Source organism: Caldifarcimen microaerophilum (genome assembly GCF_055387105.1).
Genome location: NZ_AP038914.1, coordinates 1,706,047 through 1,727,675, shown reverse-complemented (window position 1 = coordinate 1,727,675; position 21,629 = coordinate 1,706,047). Strand labels below are relative to the sequence as shown.

At 59.4% G+C, this 21,629-nt stretch carries 23 protein-coding genes; 3 read left to right on the top strand and 20 right to left on the bottom strand.

The features are described from left to right. Positions 1-8: 8 nt before the first annotated feature. From AC6HU3_RS08170 to AC6HU3_RS08125, 10 genes are all read right to left on the bottom strand, one after another. Complete coding sequence (locus AC6HU3_RS08170) at positions 9-3,155, bottom strand: hypothetical protein (RefSeq protein ID WP_497473281.1); 3,147 nt, start codon at positions 3,153-3,155, stop codon at positions 9-11. A gap of 224 nt (positions 3,156-3,379) precedes the next feature. Then, positions 3,380-4,453, bottom strand: coding sequence for a transposase (locus tag AC6HU3_RS08165; protein WP_497473280.1), 1,074 nt, complete (start codon positions 4,451-4,453; stop codon positions 3,380-3,382). Between the two features lie 148 nt (positions 4,454-4,601). Beyond that, positions 4,602-5,606, bottom strand: coding sequence for a YncE family protein (locus AC6HU3_RS08160; RefSeq protein WP_497473279.1), 1,005 nt, complete (start codon positions 5,604-5,606; stop codon positions 4,602-4,604). 82 nt (positions 5,607-5,688) lie between these two features. Further along, positions 5,689-6,522, bottom strand: coding sequence for an IS1595 family transposase (locus AC6HU3_RS08155; protein WP_497472928.1), 834 nt, complete (start codon positions 6,520-6,522; stop codon positions 5,689-5,691). A gap of 202 nt (positions 6,523-6,724) precedes the next feature. After that, on the bottom strand, positions 6,725-6,895 hold the full coding sequence (locus tag AC6HU3_RS08150; RefSeq protein WP_497536305.1) for an IS3 family transposase: 171 nt from the start codon (positions 6,893-6,895) through the stop codon (positions 6,725-6,727). Positions 6,896-7,015: 120 nt separating this feature from the next. Continuing rightward, positions 7,016-7,327, bottom strand: coding sequence for an SCP2 sterol-binding domain-containing protein (locus AC6HU3_RS08145; RefSeq protein WP_497473278.1), 312 nt, complete (start codon positions 7,325-7,327; stop codon positions 7,016-7,018). After that, on the bottom strand, positions 7,305-8,123 hold the full coding sequence (gene map / locus AC6HU3_RS08140; protein WP_497473277.1) for a type I methionyl aminopeptidase: 819 nt from the start codon (positions 8,121-8,123) through the stop codon (positions 7,305-7,307). Before map ends, AC6HU3_RS08145 begins: the two co-directional genes overlap by 23 nt. A 190-nt stretch (positions 8,124-8,313) precedes the next feature. Continuing rightward, complete coding sequence (locus tag AC6HU3_RS08135) at positions 8,314-9,831, bottom strand: FG-GAP repeat domain-containing protein (RefSeq protein ID WP_497473276.1); 1,518 nt, start codon at positions 9,829-9,831, stop codon at positions 8,314-8,316. Between the two features lie 43 nt (positions 9,832-9,874). Further along, complete coding sequence (locus AC6HU3_RS08130) at positions 9,875-12,751, bottom strand: metallopeptidase domain-containing protein (RefSeq protein ID WP_497473275.1); 2,877 nt, start codon at positions 12,749-12,751, stop codon at positions 9,875-9,877. Between the two features lie 229 nt (positions 12,752-12,980). Beyond that, positions 12,981-13,322, bottom strand: a complete 342-nt coding sequence (locus tag AC6HU3_RS08125) for a hypothetical protein (RefSeq protein ID WP_497473274.1) — start codon at positions 13,320-13,322, stop codon at positions 12,981-12,983. 148 nt (positions 13,323-13,470) lie between these two features. On the opposite strand from AC6HU3_RS08125, the gene AC6HU3_RS08120 reads away from it, so the two are divergent. From AC6HU3_RS08120 to AC6HU3_RS08110, 3 genes are read left to right on the top strand one after another with little or no spacing between them, the layout of a single operon-like run. Beyond that, positions 13,471-13,851, top strand: a complete 381-nt coding sequence (locus tag AC6HU3_RS08120) for a transposase (protein ID WP_497473273.1) — start codon at positions 13,471-13,473, stop codon at positions 13,849-13,851. Then, positions 13,848-14,480 (top strand): IS3 family transposase, encoded by a 633-nt coding sequence (locus AC6HU3_RS08115; protein WP_497473272.1) that lies wholly within the window; start codon positions 13,848-13,850, stop codon positions 14,478-14,480. The genes AC6HU3_RS08120 and AC6HU3_RS08115 overlap by 4 nt, the downstream gene beginning before the upstream one ends. 32 nt (positions 14,481-14,512) lie before the next feature. Then, a complete protein-coding gene (locus tag AC6HU3_RS08110) occupies positions 14,513-14,737 on the top strand; it encodes an integrase core domain-containing protein (protein ID WP_497473271.1) in 225 nt (74 codons plus the stop codon). On the opposite strand, the gene AC6HU3_RS08105 is transcribed toward AC6HU3_RS08110, so the two are convergent. The 10 genes from AC6HU3_RS08105 to rpsH form a co-directional block, all read right to left on the bottom strand. Continuing rightward, entirely contained in the window at positions 14,712-15,512 is an 801-nt protein-coding gene (locus AC6HU3_RS08105) for a helix-turn-helix domain-containing protein (RefSeq protein WP_497473270.1), read from the bottom strand. The two genes, AC6HU3_RS08110 and AC6HU3_RS08105, sit on opposite strands and share 26 nt — an antisense overlap. Positions 15,513-15,931: 419 nt before the next feature. After that, positions 15,932-16,846, bottom strand: coding sequence for a sulfotransferase family protein (locus AC6HU3_RS08100; protein WP_497473269.1), 915 nt, complete (start codon positions 16,844-16,846; stop codon positions 15,932-15,934). A 265-nt stretch (positions 16,847-17,111) separates the two neighbouring features. Continuing rightward, positions 17,112-17,774: an adenylate kinase gene (locus tag AC6HU3_RS08095; protein ID WP_497473268.1), complete on the bottom strand. Its 663-nt coding sequence runs from the start codon at positions 17,772-17,774 to the stop codon at positions 17,112-17,114. A gap of 13 nt (positions 17,775-17,787) precedes the next feature. Continuing rightward, complete coding sequence (gene secY / locus AC6HU3_RS08090) at positions 17,788-19,119, bottom strand: preprotein translocase subunit SecY (protein ID WP_497473267.1); 1,332 nt, start codon at positions 19,117-19,119, stop codon at positions 17,788-17,790. Continuing rightward, entirely contained in the window at positions 19,116-19,565 is a 450-nt protein-coding gene (gene rplO / locus AC6HU3_RS08085) for a 50S ribosomal protein L15 (RefSeq protein WP_497473266.1), read from the bottom strand. The genes secY and rplO overlap by 4 nt, the downstream gene beginning before the upstream one ends. After that, positions 19,565-19,765: a 50S ribosomal protein L30 gene (gene rpmD / locus AC6HU3_RS08080; RefSeq protein ID WP_497473265.1), complete on the bottom strand. Its 201-nt coding sequence runs from the start codon at positions 19,763-19,765 to the stop codon at positions 19,565-19,567. Before rpmD ends, rplO begins: the two co-directional genes overlap by 1 nt. Beyond that, positions 19,743-20,276, bottom strand: coding sequence for a 30S ribosomal protein S5 (gene rpsE, locus AC6HU3_RS08075; protein ID WP_497473264.1), 534 nt, complete (start codon positions 20,274-20,276; stop codon positions 19,743-19,745). The genes rpmD and rpsE overlap by 23 nt, the downstream gene beginning before the upstream one ends. A 10-nt stretch (positions 20,277-20,286) precedes the next feature. After that, entirely contained in the window at positions 20,287-20,664 is a 378-nt protein-coding gene (rplR, locus tag AC6HU3_RS08070; RefSeq protein ID WP_497473263.1) for a 50S ribosomal protein L18, read from the bottom strand. Then, positions 20,661-21,203, bottom strand: a complete 543-nt coding sequence (gene rplF / locus AC6HU3_RS08065) for a 50S ribosomal protein L6 (RefSeq protein WP_497473262.1) — start codon at positions 21,201-21,203, stop codon at positions 20,661-20,663. Before rplF ends, rplR begins: the two co-directional genes overlap by 4 nt. 11 nt (positions 21,204-21,214) lie before the next feature. Further along, positions 21,215-21,619 carry a 30S ribosomal protein S8 gene (gene rpsH / locus AC6HU3_RS08060; protein ID WP_497473261.1) on the bottom strand — a complete coding sequence of 135 codons (405 nt, stop codon included), beginning with the start codon at positions 21,617-21,619 and terminating at the stop codon, positions 21,215-21,217. Between the last annotated feature and the right edge of the window lie 10 nt (positions 21,620-21,629).

The window sequence follows — 21,629 nt, the reverse complement described above, 5'->3', positions numbered from 1 at the left end:
CGGGGGCCTCACCGGACCTGAACAAACCGAGCCCGCCGGCGATATCCCCCGGCGTCCATCCAGAGGAAATAGGACCCCCGGGGGAGAGCCCTCAGGTTAACCCGGAGGGTGTGAAGACCCGGCGCATAGGTGCCTTCCACCAGCGTCTGGATTCTTCGGCCAGAGACATCCAGAAGGAGGATACGGACGGGCACGGGCATCCCCGGCTGAAGGTTGGGAACGAAGAAATGGAGGGTGGTTCGGCCATCGGCCTGCATCCGAAGGCCCAGGGGCGTGATCACCACCGGGATTTCTCCAACCCGGACTTCCTGTCCCAGTCCGTTAACGGCACCCAGGGCGTATCCTGCAAGGGAAGGAACGGCCTGATCCTCAAACACCGTATCCCGGATGGGGGTCTCCGTCAGGCGTTCTTCGGTCCCATCGGTCCGCAGGCGATACACGTGAAAGCCTGCGAGATCCTCCGGGCCGGGGCGGGAGGACCACACAAGCCGGATCCGGCTGTCCTGCTTCACTTCGGCGTTGAACTGGAGGAGCACCACGGTCGCCTTGATGCTGAAAAAGCTGTCCGAAACAGCAGTATAGAGGGGTTGAGTGGGGTCATAACCGGCATAAACGATTTTAACCCGGGCGTAGTGAGTGGGAAGATGAGGAACCTGGAAGGTGTATTCCCACCGATCTCCGTTCAGCGTCCCGGCAATATCCTGAAAGAGGGGCTGCCAGGCGTCTCCTCCCTGGAGCGAAAGATACACGTCCACGTTTCGGGGACCCCCCCACCGGAGGGTGGCCCCGGCTCCCACCGTCCAGGTTTCCCCACCCACCGGGCTGAAAAGAGTCAGGGCGGTGCTGGCGTATTTGAGGTCTCCGTTGGTGAAGTCATAATAGGCGATATGGGGGTTGCCCAGCGCATCCACCGCAATGGACGTGCCCCGGCCCACATCTCCCTGGCTGTCCAGGGTCACGATCATCCAGGTGTCCCCCGATCTGCGGGCGTATTTGAGGTCGTCGTTGGTCAAATCGTAATAGGTGATATGGGGGTCTCCATTGGAATCCAGGGCAAGGGAAGCGTACCTTCCCACATCGCCCCCCTGATCCACGGTTTCCACCAGCCATCCGCCTCCCACCTTGCGAGCATATTTGAGATCGCCGCTGGTGTAATCGTAATAGGCGATATGAGGACGGCCCTGTCCGTCCAGGGCAAGGGAGGCATATTGCCCCACATTTCCCACGCCATCCACGGTCTCAATCTGCCAGGTCCCTCCCGATTTGCGGGCGTATTTGAGATCCTGGCCGGTGTTATCGTAATAGGCAATATGAGGGTTACCGTCCGCATCCAGCGCCAGGGAAGAAAACCAGCCCACATCTCCGCTCGTATCCACGGTCTCAATCTGCCAGGTCCCTCCCGATTTATGGGCGTATTTGAGGTTTCCGCCGGTGTGGTCACGGTAACTGATGTGGGGGTTGCCTCCTGCGTCCAGGGCGATGGAGGTGTGCCCCCCCACATTTCCGGCCGTATCCACGGCCTCGATCTGCCAGGTTCCGGAGACCTGACGTGCATATTTCAGATTGCCGTTGGTGACGTCAAAATAACTGATGTGCGCATGTCCCCCTGCATCCAGGACAAGGTCGCACTCGTCCCCAACCAGGCCGGTGGTGTCCACCCTGACGGTCAACCAGGTGCTGCCCGTTTTTTGGGCGTAAAGAAGGTCGTTGCGTCCGTTGTCCGCATATGCAATGTGTGGCGTTCCCCGGGCATCCATGGCAATGGCGTTGTAAATCCCCACATCACCCGCCGTATCCACAGTCTCTTTGTGAAAGGCGCCGGTGGGGATGGCCTTGCGGATGCTGAAGGGCCCATCGCTCACGTCTTCGCTGGAAGGCAAGGAATCTCTCCGGATTTTGATGAACGCACCCTCGGTGAGAACGCCGGGAACCGTGAGGGAAAAGGCACCACCGGAGACCTGACGGGCCAGGATCTGATAGTTGAACCCATCGGGAGAGAAATAGATATCCACGGGGCCGGCCCCCACCCACCGGACGGTCCGGGTTTCTCCGGGATGCCAGACCTCCCCGCCGTTGGGGGAAAGGAGTCGGATGGCCGTGGTGGAATATTCGAGGCCACCGGAACTCCAGGGGTACGCAATGTGAGGATTGCCCATGGCGTCCAGGGCAAGGGAAGAGTACTCACCCGCCGTCCCGGGGACGTTCACCCGTTCAAAGGTCCAGACCCCTCCGGATCTGTGGGCATATTTCAGGTCTCCATTGGTGTAATCGAAATACGTGATGTGGGGATCGCCGCCGGCATCCAGGGCAAGGGATGGCGTCCATCCTACGACACCCGTGGTATCCAGTGTGACGATCTGCCAGGTCCCTCCCGCTTTGTAGGCATATTTCAGATCGCCGTCGCTCACATTGTAATAGGCAATGTGGGGGACACCGCGGGCATCCAGGGCCAGGGAAACGTCCTGTCCCACGTCTCCGGCCGTGTCCACCGTTTCAATCTGCCATCCCGGGGTTTTGACCGCATACTTCAGGTCCCCGTTGGTGAGATCGTAATAGGCGATGTGAGGATTTCCCATGGCATCCAGAGCGAGGGAGAGCGCACGGCCCACGTCCCCCGCCGTGTCCACGGTCTCCACAATCCATGCGCCCCCTTCCTTGTGCGCGTATTTGAGATCCCCGTTCGTGAAGTCATAATACGCAATATGGGGATCGCCGTTCGCGTCCACTGCGATGGAAGAGGCGTATCCCGTCACGCCGGCGGTGTCCACAAATTCCACGAACCAGGTTCCCCCTGACCGATACGCGTATTTGAGAGCCGCGTTGATGCTCTCGTAATAACTGATGTGGGGATGACCGCTGGCATCCAGGGCAAGCGAAGAAGCACGCCCATTGTAGCCCACAGAGTCCACAAATTCCACGATCCATGACACCCCCGAACGATAAGCATAGTTGAGTTCTCCGGTGAAGAAATCCGAGCGGACATAGGCAATGTGGGGGTTGTCCCTTTCGTCCAGTGCAAGGGAAGGATCCACAATGGACTGGAGGGTGTCGACAGGTTCATGAACCCAGTAGTTCACGGCATGGAGCCGGAGGGGTGCGAGCATTCCGGTCAGGAGCCCCAGGATCAGGGCCCCATCCGATCCCCATCGCTTCATGGTGGAACCTCCTTGTTTCGGGCCGAACGGCCCAACCCCAAACGGAAAGCAAGGGAACAGATCAAGGAAGGGCACAGCGAAGCGGGAAAGGGACCTGTGAGACGCGGTCTTCGAAAGCGTGAGAGAATCGCAATAAGCTTTTCCCCCACCCCCCACCTCCTGCATGGTACCTGTTCACCATACAGGATCCACCCCGCCGTGTCAAGATGTGGGGTTTCTGAAGTTCACCCATGAGTTCGGACACCCGGGAAGAGGGATTGGATGAACGTGTGGTGGACACGTTGAATCAAGGATCTCCATTCTTTGGGTGGCAATCGCCATTTCTTCTCAAGCAGGACAAAAGGCCCGGAGAAGCGTTTCCATCTTGCAGAGCCTGTACGACGGAGAAGTTCCTGACGCACCTCTCCTCCAAGAAGCAGCACAATGCCGTAGACCAGGAGCATAAATCCTACCAGCTTTTCCATCACCGCTTGTTTCTTGCTCATCACATCTCCCAACCCCAGCAGGCTTTTCATGTCCCGGAACGATTCCTCAATCTCCATCCGCCTGCGGTACAACCGCAGCGCTTCTTCAGGCTCCAGTGTGGTCATCAGCCACAGGGGTTCCTTCTGGCCCCACTCCCACACCCCGATAACGTTGACCTCCACTTCCCCACGGTATCGCAGCCCCCGAAAGACCACTTTTTCTCCAACAGGACATGTGAGATGGACCTTTCGTCCCTCGGCGTCCAGAAAAACCGGAGGACGGGATCCCATTCTCAAGCGGATCACGAAATTCATCCCCGCTTCCCGCAGATGGCGCAGGAGAGTCGTATAGCTGAATTCCCGGTCCATCACAAGGGGACGATTTCCAATGAGCTCCTTCCAGGAAAGAAGCGTCTGGATGTGGACGGCATTTCGTGAGCTTCCCGTATCTTTGAGGGTTTTTGAGGAGAAGGTGGTCATGGCAAAGGGGATGGCGCGTCCTCGCAGAGGGGCGGCGAGAACGAGGAGCCAGAAGCCGCGGGTTTTGCCATCTTTCAGGGTTCCGACGTATTCTGTCTTGCGGGCCTGGGGTCTTTCGATTTCGGTGACGTCAGCGATCACGAAGGGAGCGGTTTCGGGGAAAAGCCTCCAGAGGGTTTCATGGGGATTAAAATGTTCGAGGAAGCGCTGGATACGCTTATACGCGGCGCTTTCAGAAACGCCTTTCATCTTGCGAGCCATGGAAGAGATCCGCAGTGACCGGGCGTCCAGGAGAGCATATCCGATTTCCGTTGCTCGTTCTGCAAAGCGAGGATCCGGAAAAAGAACTTGCATGAACGACTTCAGGGGTATAAACTTCCTCATGGGGATCCTCCTTTTCGTTGTTTCTCCTTCAGAAGGGAAAGTATACAGCTTTCCCCCGGAGGATCCCCACCTCCCTTTCACCCCTGTCCGAACTCTTGTCCGGAGGTCAGGTGGGGTTTCAGAAAGGAACCACCAGGAGGTCCACGGGACCGTCGCCCACGGAGAAGGTGCGAAGAACGGTTCCGGAGGAGGTGTCCATCACCACCACCTGATCCCGGTCAAAGAGGGCAAGGTAGAGTTTCCCGCCCACCAGCACACCGTCTGCCACGTTGCTCACCTGAAACCGGCGGATTTCTTCTTCCCGAAAGGCATCCCACAGCACCACCCCACCGGAAAATCCGGTGATCACCAGCACGCCGTCCGCAAGGGACAGATTTCCTGGCGCACCTCCGAGAAACGCCGTATCCCGAACGTTTCCTGAGAGGTCCAGGCGATACAGACGTCCTTCCACGCTGCTGTAATCGCCGGTGGCCACCGCATAGAGATCCCCTTCGGCATCCACCACCACTGCCTGGGGATTGGTGACTAAGGAGCGAAACCACAGGGAATCCAGCGTCAGGGCATCCAGGGCCAGGATGCCGCCTCCGGCGTAGTTGTGGAGGAAGTCCACACATGCGACGAACACCCGGTCCCCCACCACCGTGACCCCCTGGGGATTGAAACACACCCCCACCTCGTCCACCACCCGCAGGCTGTCCAGGTCCACCACGGAAAGGGTGTGGGTGAGCCAGTTGGTGACATAGGCCCGGCGATAGCGGGTGGAGAGGGCCAGGTCATAGGGGTTTCGCCCCTCGCCCAGGGACACGGTGTCCACACGGGCAGAATCCAGCCAGAACACCTGGAGGCCGTTGTCGCCGGAGTTCACAACCCAGAGCCTGCTGTACAGGGAATCCCAGGCCATCCGGTTGGTCCACAGTCCCGCCCTCGCCCAGGGATGGGCCAGGAGGGAATCCCCGTCCACATCCACGAGAGAAAGGTCTTCGGAGAGGGTGTTGAGCACGAAGAGAACGGTGTTTCCTTCTGGCCGAAGGAATTCCCCGGGTCCGGAGGGTGTCTCCACCTTTTCGATGCAGGAAAAGACGAACAGTCCCCCCACCATCGCCAGGAAGCGAAAGGGCTTCATGGTTCAGCGGTCCTCCCGCGAGCATAAAATAAGCCGGGGCAACATCTACCCCCTACGCCTTATCGAAAGGTGATTCATCAATCTATTCCACCCTCAGGAGCTCCAGAAATAACTCATAAAGATCCTCATCACGATGATTGTATCGATACTCCAGTTCTTTCAAATAATACGGAAACCACCGAGATGATAACCCATGAAACTGCATCAGCCGTTCCTTCGCATAACTCCAGAAACCCTCAATCCCGTTGATATACACCTTCCCGTTCTTAAAACGCTTCCCATGGTCGATTCGCTCATGACGAAATCCGTACATCACCAGGCTGTCATAGCCTTTGAACTGATCCGTGTACACCAGACTTCCCCTTTTCACCTTCCGAATCGCCTCCCTTAACAACGTTTCTGCCTTCACATCCTTCACCACCTCCACTTTCACCTTCCCACCACGCTCCAGAATCCCAAACACCGGAATCTTCCCTTCCGCCCCCCTCCCTCTCTTGCCCTTCCTCCGACCTCCAAAGTAACTCTCATCCATCTCAATCTCCCCCCACAAAAGATCGTCTTTCGTCGCCTCTTCCACAATCTTCTTGCGAAAAAGCATGTACAAACGCCTCACCGTGTTGTACGCAAGCCCCAACTCTTTCGACGCACGCAAGACAGGAATCTCCAGCTCAAACATTTTCAACGCCAGCAAAAACTGGCCATATTTCACACCGGATCGCTCCAGCACACTCCCCTTCCTCACCCCCCATTCCCGCTTACATCCATAGCACTTATACGATTTCCTCCGCGCACGCTTCACCTTGTCGCTCCCGCAGTACGGACACGTGCGAAACGTCTTGAGAATTCCTTTCTCCCGTAAAAACGCTTCCGCCTTCTTTTCGTCCGATGCAATCTTGCTTAATTGAACCAGGTCCATCGTTTCCCTCTTCTGTTGCCTTTTAGTATACACTAATGGACCCGTTTAATCAATCACCTATCGAAAAAACCGCCATGCGTGAATTCATCCGTGCCGTTCTGCGATACCGTTCAGGGGATCCCGAAAAAGCAAAGGACGATCAGGTCTTCCAAACGTGAGCGCACCAGCTTCTTTCTTCTCTGCATTACAGCATTCTCTTCCCTCAGAGGGTACGGGCCCGTGAGCTATCCTTCGGTTTTCTCCCTGCTTTCCTGTTCCGTGGAAGAGCAAGTCCCAGTTTCCGATCGATCCGATACACCCTTTTCAAAGAAATCTGGATACCTCGATCCAGCAATTGCCGGTGGATGGTCCGGTATCCTGCGGTGGGGTTCAGGATTTGTCGTATTTTCAGGGAAGGATATCAGGTTGACCGGGCCACATCGACCTCTCTTGAATACCACCATGGTTTTTTCCTTCGGCCGGTGAAATTCTTCCGAAATTTCACGAAGCGTTTTTATGCGAGGGCTTTCAGCACGTTGGCCAGCTGCATGGCCAGGTTCATCCGGCCGGACACCCGGATTTTACCCATCATATAGGCGGTCACCGGGTTGAGTTTCCCCTGAACGAGGGCAAGAAAATTCTCCGGCGTGAGGGTGACCGTGACGTCACCTCCCTCGCAGCCTTTCACGACCTCGCCTTCGGGGAGTTTCACGCAATAGGCATCTTCCCCCACCACAAAACGAAAATTCCCGGAGATCCCTTCAAATGCTTCCCGGTTTTCCCGCACCTTCTCCGGAATTTTTTCAAACACCTCTTCCACCGTCATTCTTCTCCTCCCGGTTTGGTTCCCTCTCATCCATCGGACGGGTGAGCACCATGCCGCCTTCCGGTCCCACAGCCACGGTGTGTTCATAGTGGGCGGCGAGCGACCGGTCCACGGTGATGGCCGTCCAGCCGTCCCGGGCAAAAAACACGTGCTCGGTGCCCACACTCACCATGGGCTCGATGGCGATCACCATCCCCTCCTGAAGAAGGGGACCCGTGCCCGGACGCCCGTAATTGGGCACATCCGGTTTTTCATGAAGCTCCACGCCCACCCCATGCCCCTGGAGTTCCATGATGGGATAGAAGCCGTGTTCCCGGATCACCCGTTCCACCGCATGGGACACGTCGCCCACCCGGTTCCCCACCCGCGCTGCCTGGATTCCGGCCTCAAGGGCCTTGCGGGTGACTTTCATGAGTTTCCGGGCCACAGGAGACACCTTTCCCACCGCAAAGGTCCAGGCCCCGTCCGCGATGTATCCGTCCAGCTTCACCCCCACATCCACCTTCACCAGGTCCCCTTTCCGGATTTTCCGGTCTTTTCGGGGGATGCCGTGAACCACTTCCTCGTTGATGGAAATGCAGCTTGCGGCGGGATAGCCGTGATAGCCCTTGAAGACAGGAATGCCGCCCCGCTCCCGGATGAAGGCCTCAATGCGGGCATCCAGGTCGGCGGTGGCGATGCCGGGTTTGAGCCACCGGCGTACCCGGCGGAGCACCTCCGCCACCACCGCACCGGCCCGGCGTATACGGGCGATTTCCTCGGGTGTTTTCAACCGGATCAATGCAGAGCGAGTCATGGGATGCGTTCATGATACACCCCTTCCCGCGACCTTTCAGGACCTCACACCCTCCTGGACTTCACCCGCAGGATGGCCTTTCCTTGATAGGGAAAAGGCAGATTTGCAATTGTTCGCGGGCCTTTTCCACAGCTTCTTCGACCTTTTTACGGTATGGGTTCAACATGGTTCACTTCCTGTTTTTGGAATTTTATTTCCCCACCACCATCTTGATGGTTGTCTCCGGCAGGCTCACCACATACCCGCCAGGCAGAAGTCGGAGCGTGCGGGTTTTCCCCGAAAAAACTTTCCGGCCTGTCAGGTCATAGACCACTACGGGATAGGGTTGACGCAACGCGAACCCTCCCGGAATCAGGCGAAAACCATGATCGTTTCCGGGTTCGGGACGGGTTTCCTCCACGTCGGTGGGGCGGTCCAGAACCCACACCCCTGCCGAACTGCTCATCACGATCTCCGATTTTCCGTCGTTGTCCACATCCCCGGCGCTGGCATGGCACGACCCCGCTCCACTGTATGGAAGACCCCACAGAATGTCCCCCCAAGCACTCAAAAGATACTGGTTGTTCGTGGTGCAGACAAAGATCTCCAGGCCCGAATCCGGTGAAAAATCGCCCACCAGCAACCGGCCCACGATGTATTCCGATTCCGGCAATGTTCGCTCCCAGATGAGCCCACCCGTGTCATCCACCAGCCGGACGGTTTTGAACCCCACCCAGCAGGGCATCTCCAGACGGCCATCCCGATTGACATCCGCATAGGCCGCACTTGCACACAGAACAAAATCCTCCTTGAGGTTTCCTGTGGGACCATCCAGCACATAGGTGTGACCAATAAGAAACCCGGCGCTTCCCCCTGCGATCACATCAGGAACGCTGTCCCCATCCCAGTCGACGATGGCAGCGGGGGTCAGGATACTGTCCCCACCAAACGGCATCCGGCTCCACAGCGTGTCTCCGGTGGCCTGCATGGCGATAAGGAGCTGGTCATTTCGGGACCAGAGAAGCGCCTCTTTTGGTCCGTCCCCGTTGAGATCGGCGAAGGGGGCAAACACACGGTAGGTGTAAGACTTGTGCGTCCATACGGTGGTGTCCGAGCAGCCCGGAGCAAAGCACGGGTGGATGTGATACAACCAGGCGCTTCCTCCGGGGCTTTGACCGGCGACCAGGATGCATGGTGTGCCATCCCCTTCCAGATCCACCGCATACAGCGGACTCCGGGGGCAGGCCTCGGGAATGGGGTCAAACACCGGCAGCCGGATCATGTGGTCCACCCGCCCATCCCGCCCGTCCAGAATCCACACCCGGCTGGAGTCTTCTCCCGCCACCACCTCCAGCACCCCATCCCCGTCCACGTCTCCCAGGGAAGGAGTGTTGTAGTGGCAATATCCACCAAAACGCGCAGAGTCCGGCGGAGAGAAGCGCCAGAGAAGGGTGTTCGCAGGCACATTCACCGCGTAGATCTCTTCGTGATGCATCACCACCAGCTCATTTTGACCATCTCCGTTGATGTCCCCCACCAGAGCCTCCACCAGTCCCTCTCCAGTTCCAAACGTATCCCGAAAGGCCACGGCCACCTGACGGAGGTCCTCCCCGGGTGCCGTTTGAACCCCCGTCAACCCCAGACTCCCCCGGTGGGTCATCCACCACCCGTTGTGGGCCGCATCCACCGGGGGAAGCAGAGGCTGGGCCAGAAACAACACAAGCAGCATGGCACGCTCCTTCCGGGGGAGGGGAGGCCCCTCCCCCACCCATTCATCGTGCAAACACCACCTTCTTCTGAAGGGCGCGCCCATCCGGCAGCGTGGCCCGGAGGACATACACTCCCGAACGGGGCACTGGCAGAACCGCCCGGATTCCTTCCACCCGAACGTCGGCAACCCGACGACCCGCCACGTCAAACAGGGCATACCGCACCCCTGGCCATCCGCTCCCCACCTGCACCGCCAGACCCCCCGGAAGAGGCCGGACCACCAGCACGGGATGCACCCGCACCTCCCCGGCCTGGGATCCGCCCACCCCCGTTTCCGCAAAGTCGATCACACGATAAGGAGGCGACCCGGGGAAATTGGAAGGGTCCCACCCCGTGGGCTGGACGGCGACCATGCGGATCTGGCCATCTCCGGTGGGGGCGATGTGGAAGCCGGTGAGGTTGCCCGGGTCCATGAGATAGTCCTCTGGACCCCAGGATGTCCCGTCATACACCCGTTTGAACAGGCCTGACGCAGGCGGCTGGAGAGGCGAACGCCGATACAGCACCACCCCGCCTTCCAGGGCCAGCAGGGTTCCGTTCGTGAGTCCATAGGGGCTTCCCCCCTTGCCCCGATCATCCCGCCAGACCACCCGGATGGAGTCCCCTTCCTGCCAAGCAAAGAGATAACCTCCCGCCAGGGTGTCCACCAGGGGCGTGGTGCCGGAGGTGGAAAGGAGGAGACGATTCCAGGTGCCACCGGAACGGAAGGCCGCCCAGATCTCCGGTCCTTTGGCATACACCAGGGCCACCCGCCCGCTGTCCAGCGCCGCCACGTCGGCCTCGCCCGGACTGCCTTCAAACCGGTCCACCAGCACCTGGTGGTGCACCTCCTGGGGCCCGCTCTGCAGCCAGTACACACCGATGGCCGTGCCTTCCTGAAGAAGCACAACATGATGGAGGAAGGTGTCCGTGGTGGTGAGGGTGTGGAAGACGATGGGCAGGGTGAAGGTGCGGAGGGTTTCCCGGGGCACCCAGCGCCACACCGTGCTGCTGCCGGTGGTGTCTTCCCACCAGCAGGAGCGGAACAGATGGGTTTCCCGGACATACACCGCACACAGCCGCCGGACGGGAATGAGGGAGGCGGTGGGGTCGGTGGAAATCCATTCCGTGAAGCGGGCCAGGGCGGGATGGTGGCCCAGGGTGTCCATGGGCCAGCCCGCCTCCCAGGTCCATCCCAGGTCGTCCGGGGCTCCGGTGGCCCGGGCGAGATAGATCACATTTCCGGATTGATAAAGCATGAACAGGGTGTCGCCCCAGGAAGGCCCGCCGGCCAACAGACGGCGCTCCTGGGGATGACCCAAGGCACTGTCCCGATCCGTCTGGATGAAGTTTGTGTACAGGTCCAGCATGACCTGGCGATTCTGCTCATCCACTCTGACGTTCCGGATCACGACGTGGGTGGCCAGGAGACGGGCGATGTTGCGTTCCTTGTAGGGGAGATAGGTGTAGGTGTGGCCACAGGTGTCCCGTGCTGTGCTGTCATACAGCACCCCTCCGGGGAAGGAATCCCTCCGAACATAGCCATGATACATCAGGGTGTCCAGGCGGGAAGGCCAGGTGTATTCGGCCACGGCATAGCCCCTTGAGGAGGGGTTCGTGAAGTCCGTCAGCGCTGTGCGGATGATGTTCCCAAATTCCGTGTTGATCTCCGTGGGAAAGAGGTCATAGGGAGAGGAGGCGCTGTAATCGGGATTGTGGTCAATCACGTGATCGGCCACGAAATTGCCGAAACCTTCCGGGAGATAGCCCCATTCCGCAATGCCCACATCGTGAAGATCATAGCCCCACACCGGATCCTCAAAGGAACCCGGCAGAGCCACCCCCGTCGTGTCCCACAACCCTACCGCCAGCAAATTGTCCGACACAGGATACTTCTCCAGATCCCATCTACCAAGCCCGGGTTGCCCTTTGGCGAGCTGCACCAGCAAACCCCCTTCGTCCATCAGGGGCCGGGTGAAGGTGGTGGTGTCCTGAAAATAGGCCGCCAGCAGCAACGACTGCTCCGGCACGTTGAACTCCGCCGGGACCGGGATGGGAATGCGATACACCACACCTCCAGAAGCATAGAGGTCCGGAAGAACCAGGTTCTGCAACGCGTTTTCTCCAGAAAGGTCCATCACGGGCACAAAGGGGGACGATCCGCCAAACACCTCCTGCAACAACCAGTGGTCCCAGGGACTCAGGGGAACCAGCTTCGGAAATGGCCGGGGCTTCAGGGTGACCATGAGGGAATAGATCCCTTCCCGGCTGCTCTTGCTGTGGGGATGTTCCACCTGACACTGGGCCAGATTCCGTCCTTCGCCGAAGTCATAGCGATCCGGCAGGCCCAAATGATGGCCGTATTCATGGGCTGCTCCGTATTTGAGGTTCTGGATGCCCTCCGGGTCGAACAACTTCCGCAGGTTGCGGGCATAGCTCAGGGTGGTTCCACTTCCGGACTCAACGGTCACCCCGTCCTGGGTCACATAGGTCGTTCCCAGGTTGGGATGACCGGCCACATAGCCTTGAAACCGGTACCGGGGGATCACCACAGTGATGGCCCCCTTATCCACCGTGCCATCTCCATCCCGATCGTACCGGGAAAAGTCAATCCAGGGATCCAGAAGCTCCAGCACATCCCGGACGAACCGGCCCCGGTTAAAGGTGTTTCCATCACCGTAGACATCGGGAAGGAGGATCACCGTGTCCACGGCCAGTTCCCCCGCGATTTTCCACCGCCCCTGGGATGCCCAGTACCAGAAACTGGACAGACTCCACCGGTACGATCCCACATGGAGCAGGGATGTGTCGAAGGGCCAGGGAATGAGAAGAGAGTCCCAGGCAGGGGGAAGGGCGGTGGAAAAGCCACTGGTATCAAAATCCACATCAATGCCGGCCACCACAATGAGATGACGATGGGCATCGCTGATGTTGGTGAGGGAAGGGGCATTTATCTGCTGGGTGGTGTCAAAGACTTCGGCGCACAGCCATTCGTCATCCGTGTATGGCTGGGTCTGGGTGATGAGGAGGAGAGGAGAGGAGAGGAGAGGAGCATGAGGCTTAAGGCAATCATGACAACTCTCCTGTTTGGACCAATCACCGGGAAGATACAGGGTGGAGGAGAGATTGTCAAGATGGCGTGTAGTATTTCAACAGATCTTGACCCACCCTTTCCATTTCAGGGAGGAACTGTGTGGTGTACAGCACAGCCAGGTCATCCAGAAGGACCACCGGGAAGAAGGGATCAACACCAGACACACCGTAAATCTCCTGAAATGCCTCCCATGGCGTCTTCCCTTCCATCCCATACCCAAGATGCACCCGCTCCATGTTGTAAAACCACGACCACTCTGATGCCGCTCGGAGAAACTCTTTCACATCCCTTACCTCCAGAATTTTTGGACGGTAGAATTCTTCATCATCCATCCGGTGGCTCCGCTCCACTCGGCCATTGTACTGCTTCCGTCCCATCGGATACCTCACCATCTGCGCTCCCACCGGCAACAGATCCCTCAAATTGATCTGGGCCAGACGATCCGGATTCGTCCCTCCAATGACCCGTCCGGAAAAACGTTTACATTTTTGGGTGTATCATAGGGGGGTCGGGGGAGGAGAAGAAATGTCTGGAAAAAGCAAGAAAAAACGGTACACGGAAGCCTTCAAACTTCAGGTGGTCCGGGAATATGAGGAAGGGGCTTCGCTATCATCCCTCCGGAGGAAGTATGGCATTGGAGGCACCATGACGATCAAGCGGTGGATTGAGCAATACAGCGTGCATCCACCTGTAACTTCGGGAACGGAAAACGACGCCGAAGCCGAGATCCGGAAACTCCGTCGCCGGATCGCCTGGATGGAGAAAACCATCGCCCATCTGGCCGTGGAAAAGGCCGTTCTGGAAGGTACCCTGGAGATCTATCAGGAGACGTATGGAAAGGACCTCGCGAAAAAAAACGGACGGAGATCATCGAACGGGCGAGAGAAAAAGGAGGACCGGGGGTGACGGTGGAAGCCGTATGCAGAGCCATGGGGATCACCCGCCAGGCGTACTATCAGAAGAAGCGTCGGGAGAAACGAAGGCGAGAAGAGGAAGAGAAGGTTATCTTCATGGTCCAGATGATCCGGAGGAAGCACCCCCGGATGGGCGGGCGAAAACTTCTTGTGAAGTTGAAGCCCTTTCTGGAACGAGAAGGGATCCGGATGGGACGGGACAGGCTGTATGCCCTTCTTCGAGAGACGGATCTGACGGTGCCATCCCCGCGATCCCGGGTTCGGACCACAAGATCCGGAGATCAGACTTTTCCCAATCGTCTGAAGGGTTTCTGGGTCACGGGTCCGGACCAGGTGTGGGTGGCAGATATCACGTTTTTGCCGGTGGGCGGGGATTTCCGGTATCTGTTTGTTGTAATGGACCTGTACAGCCGGAAGATCGTGGGATGGAGGGTGGGTCGGAGCCTGGAGGGGACCTATGCGCTGGAGGCACTGCAGATGGCGGTGGAAGGCGCGTTGTGGAAGCGGGAGGGGATGGTGCATCACAGCGACCATGGGGTGCAGTACACGAACCGGCGGTACGTGGAGTATCTGGAAAGGCAGGGAATTCAGGCGAGCATGGGTCGGAAGGGGAATGCGTAGAGTACCCCACGGCGTTTCCTGAAGGAAACGCCGTGGGGGCCCAGCGGGCGATTGGGACGTTGAAGGGGGAGTATGGGCTTGGGGAGGGATTTCCGGACGAGGGGTCGTTGCGTCGGGCGGTGGAAGAGGCGATCAGGCTGTACAACACGGATCGTCCTCACGAGGCGTTGGGGTATGCGACACCGGAGGAGGTGTACAGAGGAGAGGTTGTCATTCCAGCTTTTGAAGCCATCAAAGCATCCGGGAGGCCATCATGAACCGACTCCCCCCTTCCGGATGTAAACATATAGCCGGACGGGACACAAATTCCTCTCCATGATCCGTCTGGAGCACCATCCATCCCTCAAGCCCCAGCATGCGCAGCACCATCACCGCAAGGACCATCCCCAGACGACTGTTCTCCCGCGTCAGACGATAGGCAAAGAAGATCAGACGCAGACGGCTCCGCGCTTCCAGAACGGTAAACTGGAATCGGGGGAGTTTCCGTTTTCGGATGTGGTCATACCGCTTCGTTCCCAGCGCCTTCTTGTCCAGGATGTATTTCCAGTCCACCTGGAGCAGGATCACGCCCTCCCGGTCTTCATACCGTTCCCACGTCCATACAGCAGGCGCAGCACCGCCCGAATTCTTCCTGCGTTTCCGGGAGATCTTCACACCCGTGCGTTTCAGGATACGCCAGACGGTGACCGGAGAGATTTGAATTCCCTCGTCGTGGGCGATCTGTTTGGCGATCCGCTGGACGCCCCAGGAGGAATGGGCGGATTTCCATTCGAGGACCTTTTTCTCAATGTGTTCAGGGGTTTTGCGGGGAGATCGGTGAGGGCGACGGGATTGGGGAAGAAGGGAGGCTTCGCCGTGTTGTTCGTATTCCCGGATGATGGTGCGGACGGTGTTTCGGGACATGGAGAAGATTCGGGCAGTCTCCCGTATACTTCCTGTGCGCTGATAGACTTCGATCACCTTGCGTTTGGGGAAGGTTGGATCTTTACTCATGGCGACCAGCTCCTTGTAGGTGACGGCGCTTACGATCATCTTGACCCCCTGAGTTTGGTTCATACCGGCTCAGGGGGTGAATGTCCAGCTTCTCTGCTGTCCTTTCAACCCACATCCACACGTTCCTGCTGTATTCGGCCACTTCGGGGGGTGGGTCAGTATGTATTGTAATGCTACAGCGCACTGAGGTTCACCCAAAAGTTCGGACATTACATTCCCGATCTGGATGAGGAAGTCGAAAATGTCCATGCTCCCCCTCCCCCAGCCCCTCCCACCAGGGGAGGGGAGAAGATACCTTAAGCCGTGGATAGATAGTTACTCCCTCCCCCTTGACGGGGGAGGGTTGGGGTGGGGGTGTCCGAACTTATGTCCGGAGCTCACGGCGCACCCCATGCCCTCTCCTGCTCAACCTGCGTGGCGCTGTCCGTTTCTCAGGCGCCTTGTTAAGCTCCTTTCGGTCAGGGGCCATCTTTTCTCTCTCGCCAGGGCAGAGTCCGCCCCAGCCGTTTTTCCAGGCGTGCGAGGTCGTCCTGGAAAAACTCCCACAACCGCGCCAGGACCGCCGGATCCGGAGGCGGGGGATCGGGGCGAAGACGGAGATGACTGGACACCCAGAATAGCATGCGGTTATAGCCCAGCGCCCAGTGGGGTGGAAGACGTCGGGGCAGGTCCTGGAGCCACCGGCGGTGGACCGCATACACCAGCCGGGCCAGCATCCGGCCTCCGCCAGGATGGGCGGTGTTTTCCCGGGGAAGGGAAGGCACAGGCAGGGGATCCACGCCCAGAAAGGCAAACAACCGCACCAGTTCCCGTTCCGGGTTCCGGAGCAGATCGTCCAGCACCATCACGTGGATCTGCTCCTCCGGGAAGGCGTTGTCCCACCGGTTTAGCATCTCCGCATACCGGCTTCCCAGAACCACAAAAGGGGCGGGGTCCCCTCCTTCCCGGAGGAAACTCGTCCGGCGTGCCCGGTCCAGCGCCCGGGGATCCAGCCCTGCCCGTACAAATTCCCCAAAAGGGCGATCTTCCCATCCCCGGCGCCAGCGCATCCGGTAGGCCGACCACACCCGCTCCACGGGATCCCGGAGGAGAAGGACGAGTTTCAGGTCCGGATACCGCTCACGAAAGGCACGAGGAAGATGGGGTTCCGTCCAGAACTGGGGAACCAGCATCCCGGTAAGGGTTCCGGGGCGGGACCAGGTCCGGAGAAGTTCCTCAAAGCGCGTCCACGCCCCCCAGGCGGGCTCCAGGATTTCTTTTCCGGGAGGAAGGGACAGGGCGGAATGGCGACACAGCACGGCATGGAGAGTGGTCGTTCCCGACCGGGGTGTCCCGATTCCCAGAAAGTCAAGCCGGGGTCTTTGCGAAACCACCCCTTCCCTCCCTTTCATACCGTGCCCTGCACAACGCTGCGGATATCCCTCGGAAGCTTGCCCGGTTGAGGTCCTGATGCGTGGGTGGGAGGTACAGATGCCGGCGTACCGTGGATCCCGGTTCGGATCAAAGATTTCAGGGAAAAGGCAACGCGCACACCGAAGAAAGGAGGAATCGCCCCAACCTCTGCAATCCCTTCACCGCGAAAACCGCGGGTCCCTCCTCCCCTTCTGCATTCGGCCCGGGTTCGGTGGCTGGGGGCCGTTATCCCACGGCCACACCCAGGGCTTCCAGGATGCGCCGGGTGACGTCTTCCACTTCCCCCACACCGTCCACCCGGAGCGGGGGGCGACCGGTGCGTTCATAATAGCCCAGAACCGGTTCGGTCTGGGCCCGATACACCTCCAGGCGCTTCCGGATCACCTCTTCCTGATCGTCCGGCCGCTGCACCAGCTTCACCCCACAGACATCACACACCTCGTCCTTCCGGGGCGGATCATACCGAAGGTGATAGGTGCGCCCGCATTTGGGACACACCCGCCGACCGGAAAGCCGCTCCACGATTTCCTCATCCGGCACATCCAGGAAAATCACCCCATCCAGCCCCATGCCCCGGCTTTTCAGCATGCCGTCCAGGGCCTCGGCCTGGGCCACCGTGCGGGGAAACCCGTCCAGAATGAACCGCCACCCCGCCTTTTCCATCGCCTCCCCCATCACCTCCAGGATCACCTCATCCGGCACCAGCACCCCCTGCTTCATGTAGCCTTCCACCTTTTTCCCCAGGGGTGTGCCCGCCCGAACGGCTTCCCGGAGAATATCACCGGTGGCCAGTTTCACAAGGCCAAGCCGGGCCGCCACCCGATCCGCCTGGGTGCCTTTCCCGGCTCCAGGGGGGCCGAGAAACACAATCCGTTCCACCGAAACCATCCCGATCTCCCGGTTATCCGCGCCAGCCCCGGATTTTGCCCCGCCGGATCAGCCCTTCATACTGGTGCATCACCAGATGGGCCTCCATTCGCTGGATGAGCTCCAGCGCCACTCCCACGATGATAAGCAGGCGGGTTCCACCGTAATAGATGGGCACATGGGTCCATTTCATGAGATGGGAGGGGAGAACGGCCACCAGGGCAAAGAAAATCGCACCGGGCAGGATGATCCGGGCCAGGATCCGGTCAATGTATTCCGCCGTTTTTTCACCGGGGCGGATGCCGGGGATGAACCCGCCATACCGCTGGAGGTTGTCCGCAAGGTCCCGGGGGTTGATGACCACGGAGGTGTACATATAGGCGAACACGATGATGAGAAGGGCATACACGATGTCATAGGGAGGGCTTGCCGGGACGAAAAAGCGATCCACCCAGGCCTTGGCCGATTCCAGGAAGGGAAACCGAGCAAAGGTGAAGATGGTCTGGGGAAACATCATGATGCTCTGGGCGAAAATGATGGGAATCACGCCGGCGGTGTTTACCGTGAGGGGAAGATAGGTGGTCTGCCCGCCGTACATCCGGGTCCCCACCACCCGCTTGGCATACTGGATGGGAAGACGCCGCTGGGCCTGGGTGATGGCCACCGTGGCCACCGTGAGGGCCCCCATCACCACCAGGGCAAAGAGGAGAGCCAGAGGAGAAATGGATCCGGTGCGGACAAGACGGATGGTGTTCACGATTTCCCCGGGGAGGGTGTCCAGGGTCCCGGCAAAGATGATCACGGAGATGCCGTTTCCGATGCCATAGGCCGTGATCTGCTCCCCCATCCACATGAGGAGCATGGTTCCCCCCACCAGCCCCACGATGGTGGAGAGATAAAAACCGAAGTTGGGATCCGGGACCACCCGAACCCCGGTGGGCGTGACCAGATTGGAAAGGAAGATGGTCACCCCGATGGACTGGATGCCCGCCACCAGAATGGTGAGATAACGGGTCCACTGGTTGATCTTCCGCCGCCCGTGCTCCCCTTCTTTCTGGAGACGCTCTACCGAGGGGACGCTCGTGGCCATGAGCTGCATGATAATGGAGGCCGAGATGTAGGGCATGATACCCACGCCGAACACGGAGGCCCGGGAGAGCGCCCCTCCGGCAAAGATGTCATAGATTTCAAAGGCCGTCCCCTGGAGGGCGGTCCGGAAATACTCCAGGAGGGCGTGGGCGTTCACCCCCGGCAGGGGAATGTGGGTCCCGAGGCGATAGAGAAAGATCACGCCGAGGGTAAACAGGATCTTGTCCCGGAGCTCCTTGATGGCGGGCAGGGCCGCCAGGCTCTCCATCCGCATCATGAGGAGCCCTCTCCCGCTTCAATCACGATCGCCTGGCCACCGGCGGCCTCAATTTTCTCTTTCGCCTTGGAAGAAAACGCGTGCGCCTTGACCGTCAGGGCTTTGGTGATCTCTCCCCGGGCAAGGACCTTCACCGGGAGCTTGCGCCGCACCAGACGGGCCTTCCGGAGGAGTTCCGGCGTCACCTCCGTTCCCGCCTCAAACCGGGCGTCCAGGTCCGCAAGGTTCACCACTTCGTACACTTTCGCGAAGGGATTCTTGAAACCTTTCTTGGGAAGGCGGCGATAAAGGGGCATCTGACCGCCCTCAAACCACACGGGCTTGGCACCACCGCTCCGGGCCTTCTGACCCTTGGTCCCCTTTCCGGCGGTTTTGTCGCCCCGTCCCCGCCGCTTTTTCTTCTTCACCGCACCGGGCTTCGGTCCAATGTTCGAAAGGGTAAACATCACTTGCCTCCTTCTTCGGCAATCTCTTCCACTTCCACCAGGTCCCGCACCAGACGGAGCATACCCCGGATCTGGGGGGTGTCGTTGTGCACCACCACCTTGCCGATCTTCCCCAGCCCCAGGGCGATCATGGTGCGCTTGCGCTTTTTGTGCTGGTCAATGAGACTGCGAACCTGCTTAATCCTCAACCGCTTCGGCACTTCTGAACCTCCTGTAAATCACGGAGAGGGGAAGACCCCGGGCTTTCGCCACCTCATGGGGATCCCTGAGCATCTCCAGGGCCTTGAGGGTTGCCTTCATCAGGTTGATGGGGTTGTGGGAACCCAGGGACTTGGTGAGCACGTTCCGGTAACCGGCGGCTTCCAGAATGGCACGCACGGGCTGAGCGGCAATGATCCCCGTACCCGGTCCCGCGGGTTTGATCAGGATTTTGCTCGCACCGTATTTGGCCATCACCTCATGGGGCACCGTGCCCTGCCACACCAGCACCCGGCGCATGTTCTTCCGCGCCTGACGGAGGGCCTTCTGGATGGCATCGGGAACTTCCACCGCCTTTCCGTGACCGATGCCCACCCGGCCGTTTCCATCCCCCACGGCCACCCACACGGACAGACGGAAGTTCCGCCCGCCCTTCGTGACCTTGGTCACCCGGGAGATGGACACAATGGTCTCAATCAGTTCTCCCTGAAACTCTTCGACGGCTCGGCTCATCGTTTCCTCCTTAGAACTCCAGTCCGGCTTCGCGGGCGCCCTCGGCCAGGGCCTTCACCCGACCGTGATATTTGTAGCCTGCCCGATCAAACACCACCTTTTTGATCCCTTTCTCCTGCGCGCGCTGGGCGATGAGTTTCCCGACGAGCCTGGCTTTCTCGATCTTGCCGGAAAGCCCCTTCACCTCCTCACGGATCTCGGGCGAAAGGGTGGACGCACCGGTGATCACCCGGGAGGGCCCTACCGGGGGATCCACCACAATCTGAGCATAGATGTGTTTGAGGGACTTGTACACAACCAGCCGGGGACGCTCCGGCGTGCCCACCACCTTCTTGCGAACCCGGAGATGGCGCCGTTTTCTGCGAAAAACCTTATCTTCCCGCTTCATGCCTTGGCTCCTGCTTTACCCGGTTTCAGAATGAGGACCTCGCCCTCATACCGGATTCCCTTGCCCTTGTAGGGATCGGGGGGTCGGATGGATCGGATGTTGGCGGCCACCTGTCCCACGCGCTGCTTGTCGATCCCGGAAACCCGCACGGTGTCCTGTCCTTCCACGGTCACCTGAACGTCCGGCGGCGGCGTGAACACCACCTCATGGGCAAATCCCACGTTGAAGACGATGTCCTTTCCACGCTGCTGCACGCGGTATCCCTTGCCCACCACTTTGAGCACCTTTTCGTAGCCCTGGGTCACGCCATGAACCATGTTGGCGATGATCTGACGGGTGGTGCCGTGGAGGGCCCGGTGAACCTTCCGGTCACTGGGACGTTCCACCCGGATCTGGTCCTCCTCCACAATCACCTTCATCTCCGGATGGATCCGGAAAGAAAGTTCCCCCCTGGGGCCCTTCACGGTGATCACCCCGTCCTTGAGGGTCACCGTCACCCCTTTCGGAATCGGAATGGGCTGTCGTCCAACTCGCGACATGATGTTCCTCCTCAGAAGACGTACAGGAGCACCTCTCCCCCCACCCGCAGGCGGCGGGCCTCCCGATCCGTCAGGAGCCCCCGGGATGTGGAGAGGATGGCAATTCCCAGACCATTTCTCACCCAGGGAACTTCATCGGCCCCCACATACACCCGGCGGCTGGGTTTGGACACCCGCTGGAGGTCCGTGATCACGGGACGGGGAGGTCTCCCGGCAAGGTATTTCAGTTTCACCACGATTTTCCCGCCACGGGGCCCTTCCACCACCTGGAAATCCTCAATAAACCCTTCACGCTTCATGATCTGGAGAATCCCCACCTTCATTCTGGAGATGGGGGTGATCTCCACCTCTTCTTTCCGGGCTCGGAGGGCATTCCGGATGCGGGTGAGCATATCGGCAATCGGATCCATCATCATCGTTCTCCAC

Bases quoted from the DNA above. Each gene is read 5' to 3' on its own strand.
- AC6HU3_RS08120 (WP_497473273.1), top strand. From the start codon at position 13,471: ATGTCTGGAAAAAGCAAGAAAAAACGGTACACGGAAGCCTTCAAACTT.
- AC6HU3_RS08170 (WP_497473281.1), bottom strand. From the start codon at position 3,155: ATGAAGCGATGGGGATCGGATGGGGCCCTGATCCTGGGGCTCCTGACC.
- AC6HU3_RS08160 (WP_497473279.1), bottom strand. From the start codon at position 5,606: ATGAAGCCCTTTCGCTTCCTGGCGATGGTGGGGGGACTGTTCGTCTTT.
- rpsE (WP_497473264.1), bottom strand. From the start codon at position 20,276: ATGAGCCGAGCCGTCGAAGAGTTTCAGGGAGAACTGATTGAGACCATT.
- map (WP_497473277.1), bottom strand. From the start codon at position 8,123: ATGACTCGCTCTGCATTGATCCGGTTGAAAACACCCGAGGAAATCGCC.
- rplF (WP_497473262.1), bottom strand. From the start codon at position 21,203: ATGTCGCGAGTTGGACGACAGCCCATTCCGATTCCGAAAGGGGTGACG.
- AC6HU3_RS08135 (WP_497473276.1), bottom strand. From the start codon at position 9,831: ATGCTGCTTGTGTTGTTTCTGGCCCAGCCTCTGCTTCCCCCGGTGGAT.
- secY (WP_497473267.1), bottom strand. From the start codon at position 19,119: ATGATGCGGATGGAGAGCCTGGCGGCCCTGCCCGCCATCAAGGAGCTC.
- AC6HU3_RS08155 (WP_497472928.1), bottom strand. From the start codon at position 6,522: ATGGACCTGGTTCAATTAAGCAAGATTGCATCGGACGAAAAGAAGGCG.
- AC6HU3_RS08095 (WP_497473268.1), bottom strand. From the start codon at position 17,774: ATGGTTTCGGTGGAACGGATTGTGTTTCTCGGCCCCCCTGGAGCCGGG.
- rpsH (WP_497473261.1), bottom strand. From the start codon at position 21,619: ATGATGATGGATCCGATTGCCGATATGCTCACCCGCATCCGGAATGCC.
- AC6HU3_RS08145 (WP_497473278.1), bottom strand. From the start codon at position 7,327: ATGACGGTGGAAGAGGTGTTTGAAAAAATTCCGGAGAAGGTGCGGGAA.
- AC6HU3_RS08105 (WP_497473270.1), bottom strand. From the start codon at position 15,512: ATGATCGTAAGCGCCGTCACCTACAAGGAGCTGGTCGCCATGAGTAAA.
- rplR (WP_497473263.1), bottom strand. From the start codon at position 20,664: ATGAAGCGGGAAGATAAGGTTTTTCGCAGAAAACGGCGCCATCTCCGG.
- AC6HU3_RS08125 (WP_497473274.1), bottom strand. From the start codon at position 13,322: ATGGGACGGAAGCAGTACAATGGCCGAGTGGAGCGGAGCCACCGGATG.
- rplO (WP_497473266.1), bottom strand. From the start codon at position 19,565: ATGTTTACCCTTTCGAACATTGGACCGAAGCCCGGTGCGGTGAAGAAG.
- AC6HU3_RS08165 (WP_497473280.1), bottom strand. From the start codon at position 4,453: ATGCAAGTTCTTTTTCCGGATCCTCGCTTTGCAGAACGAGCAACGGAA.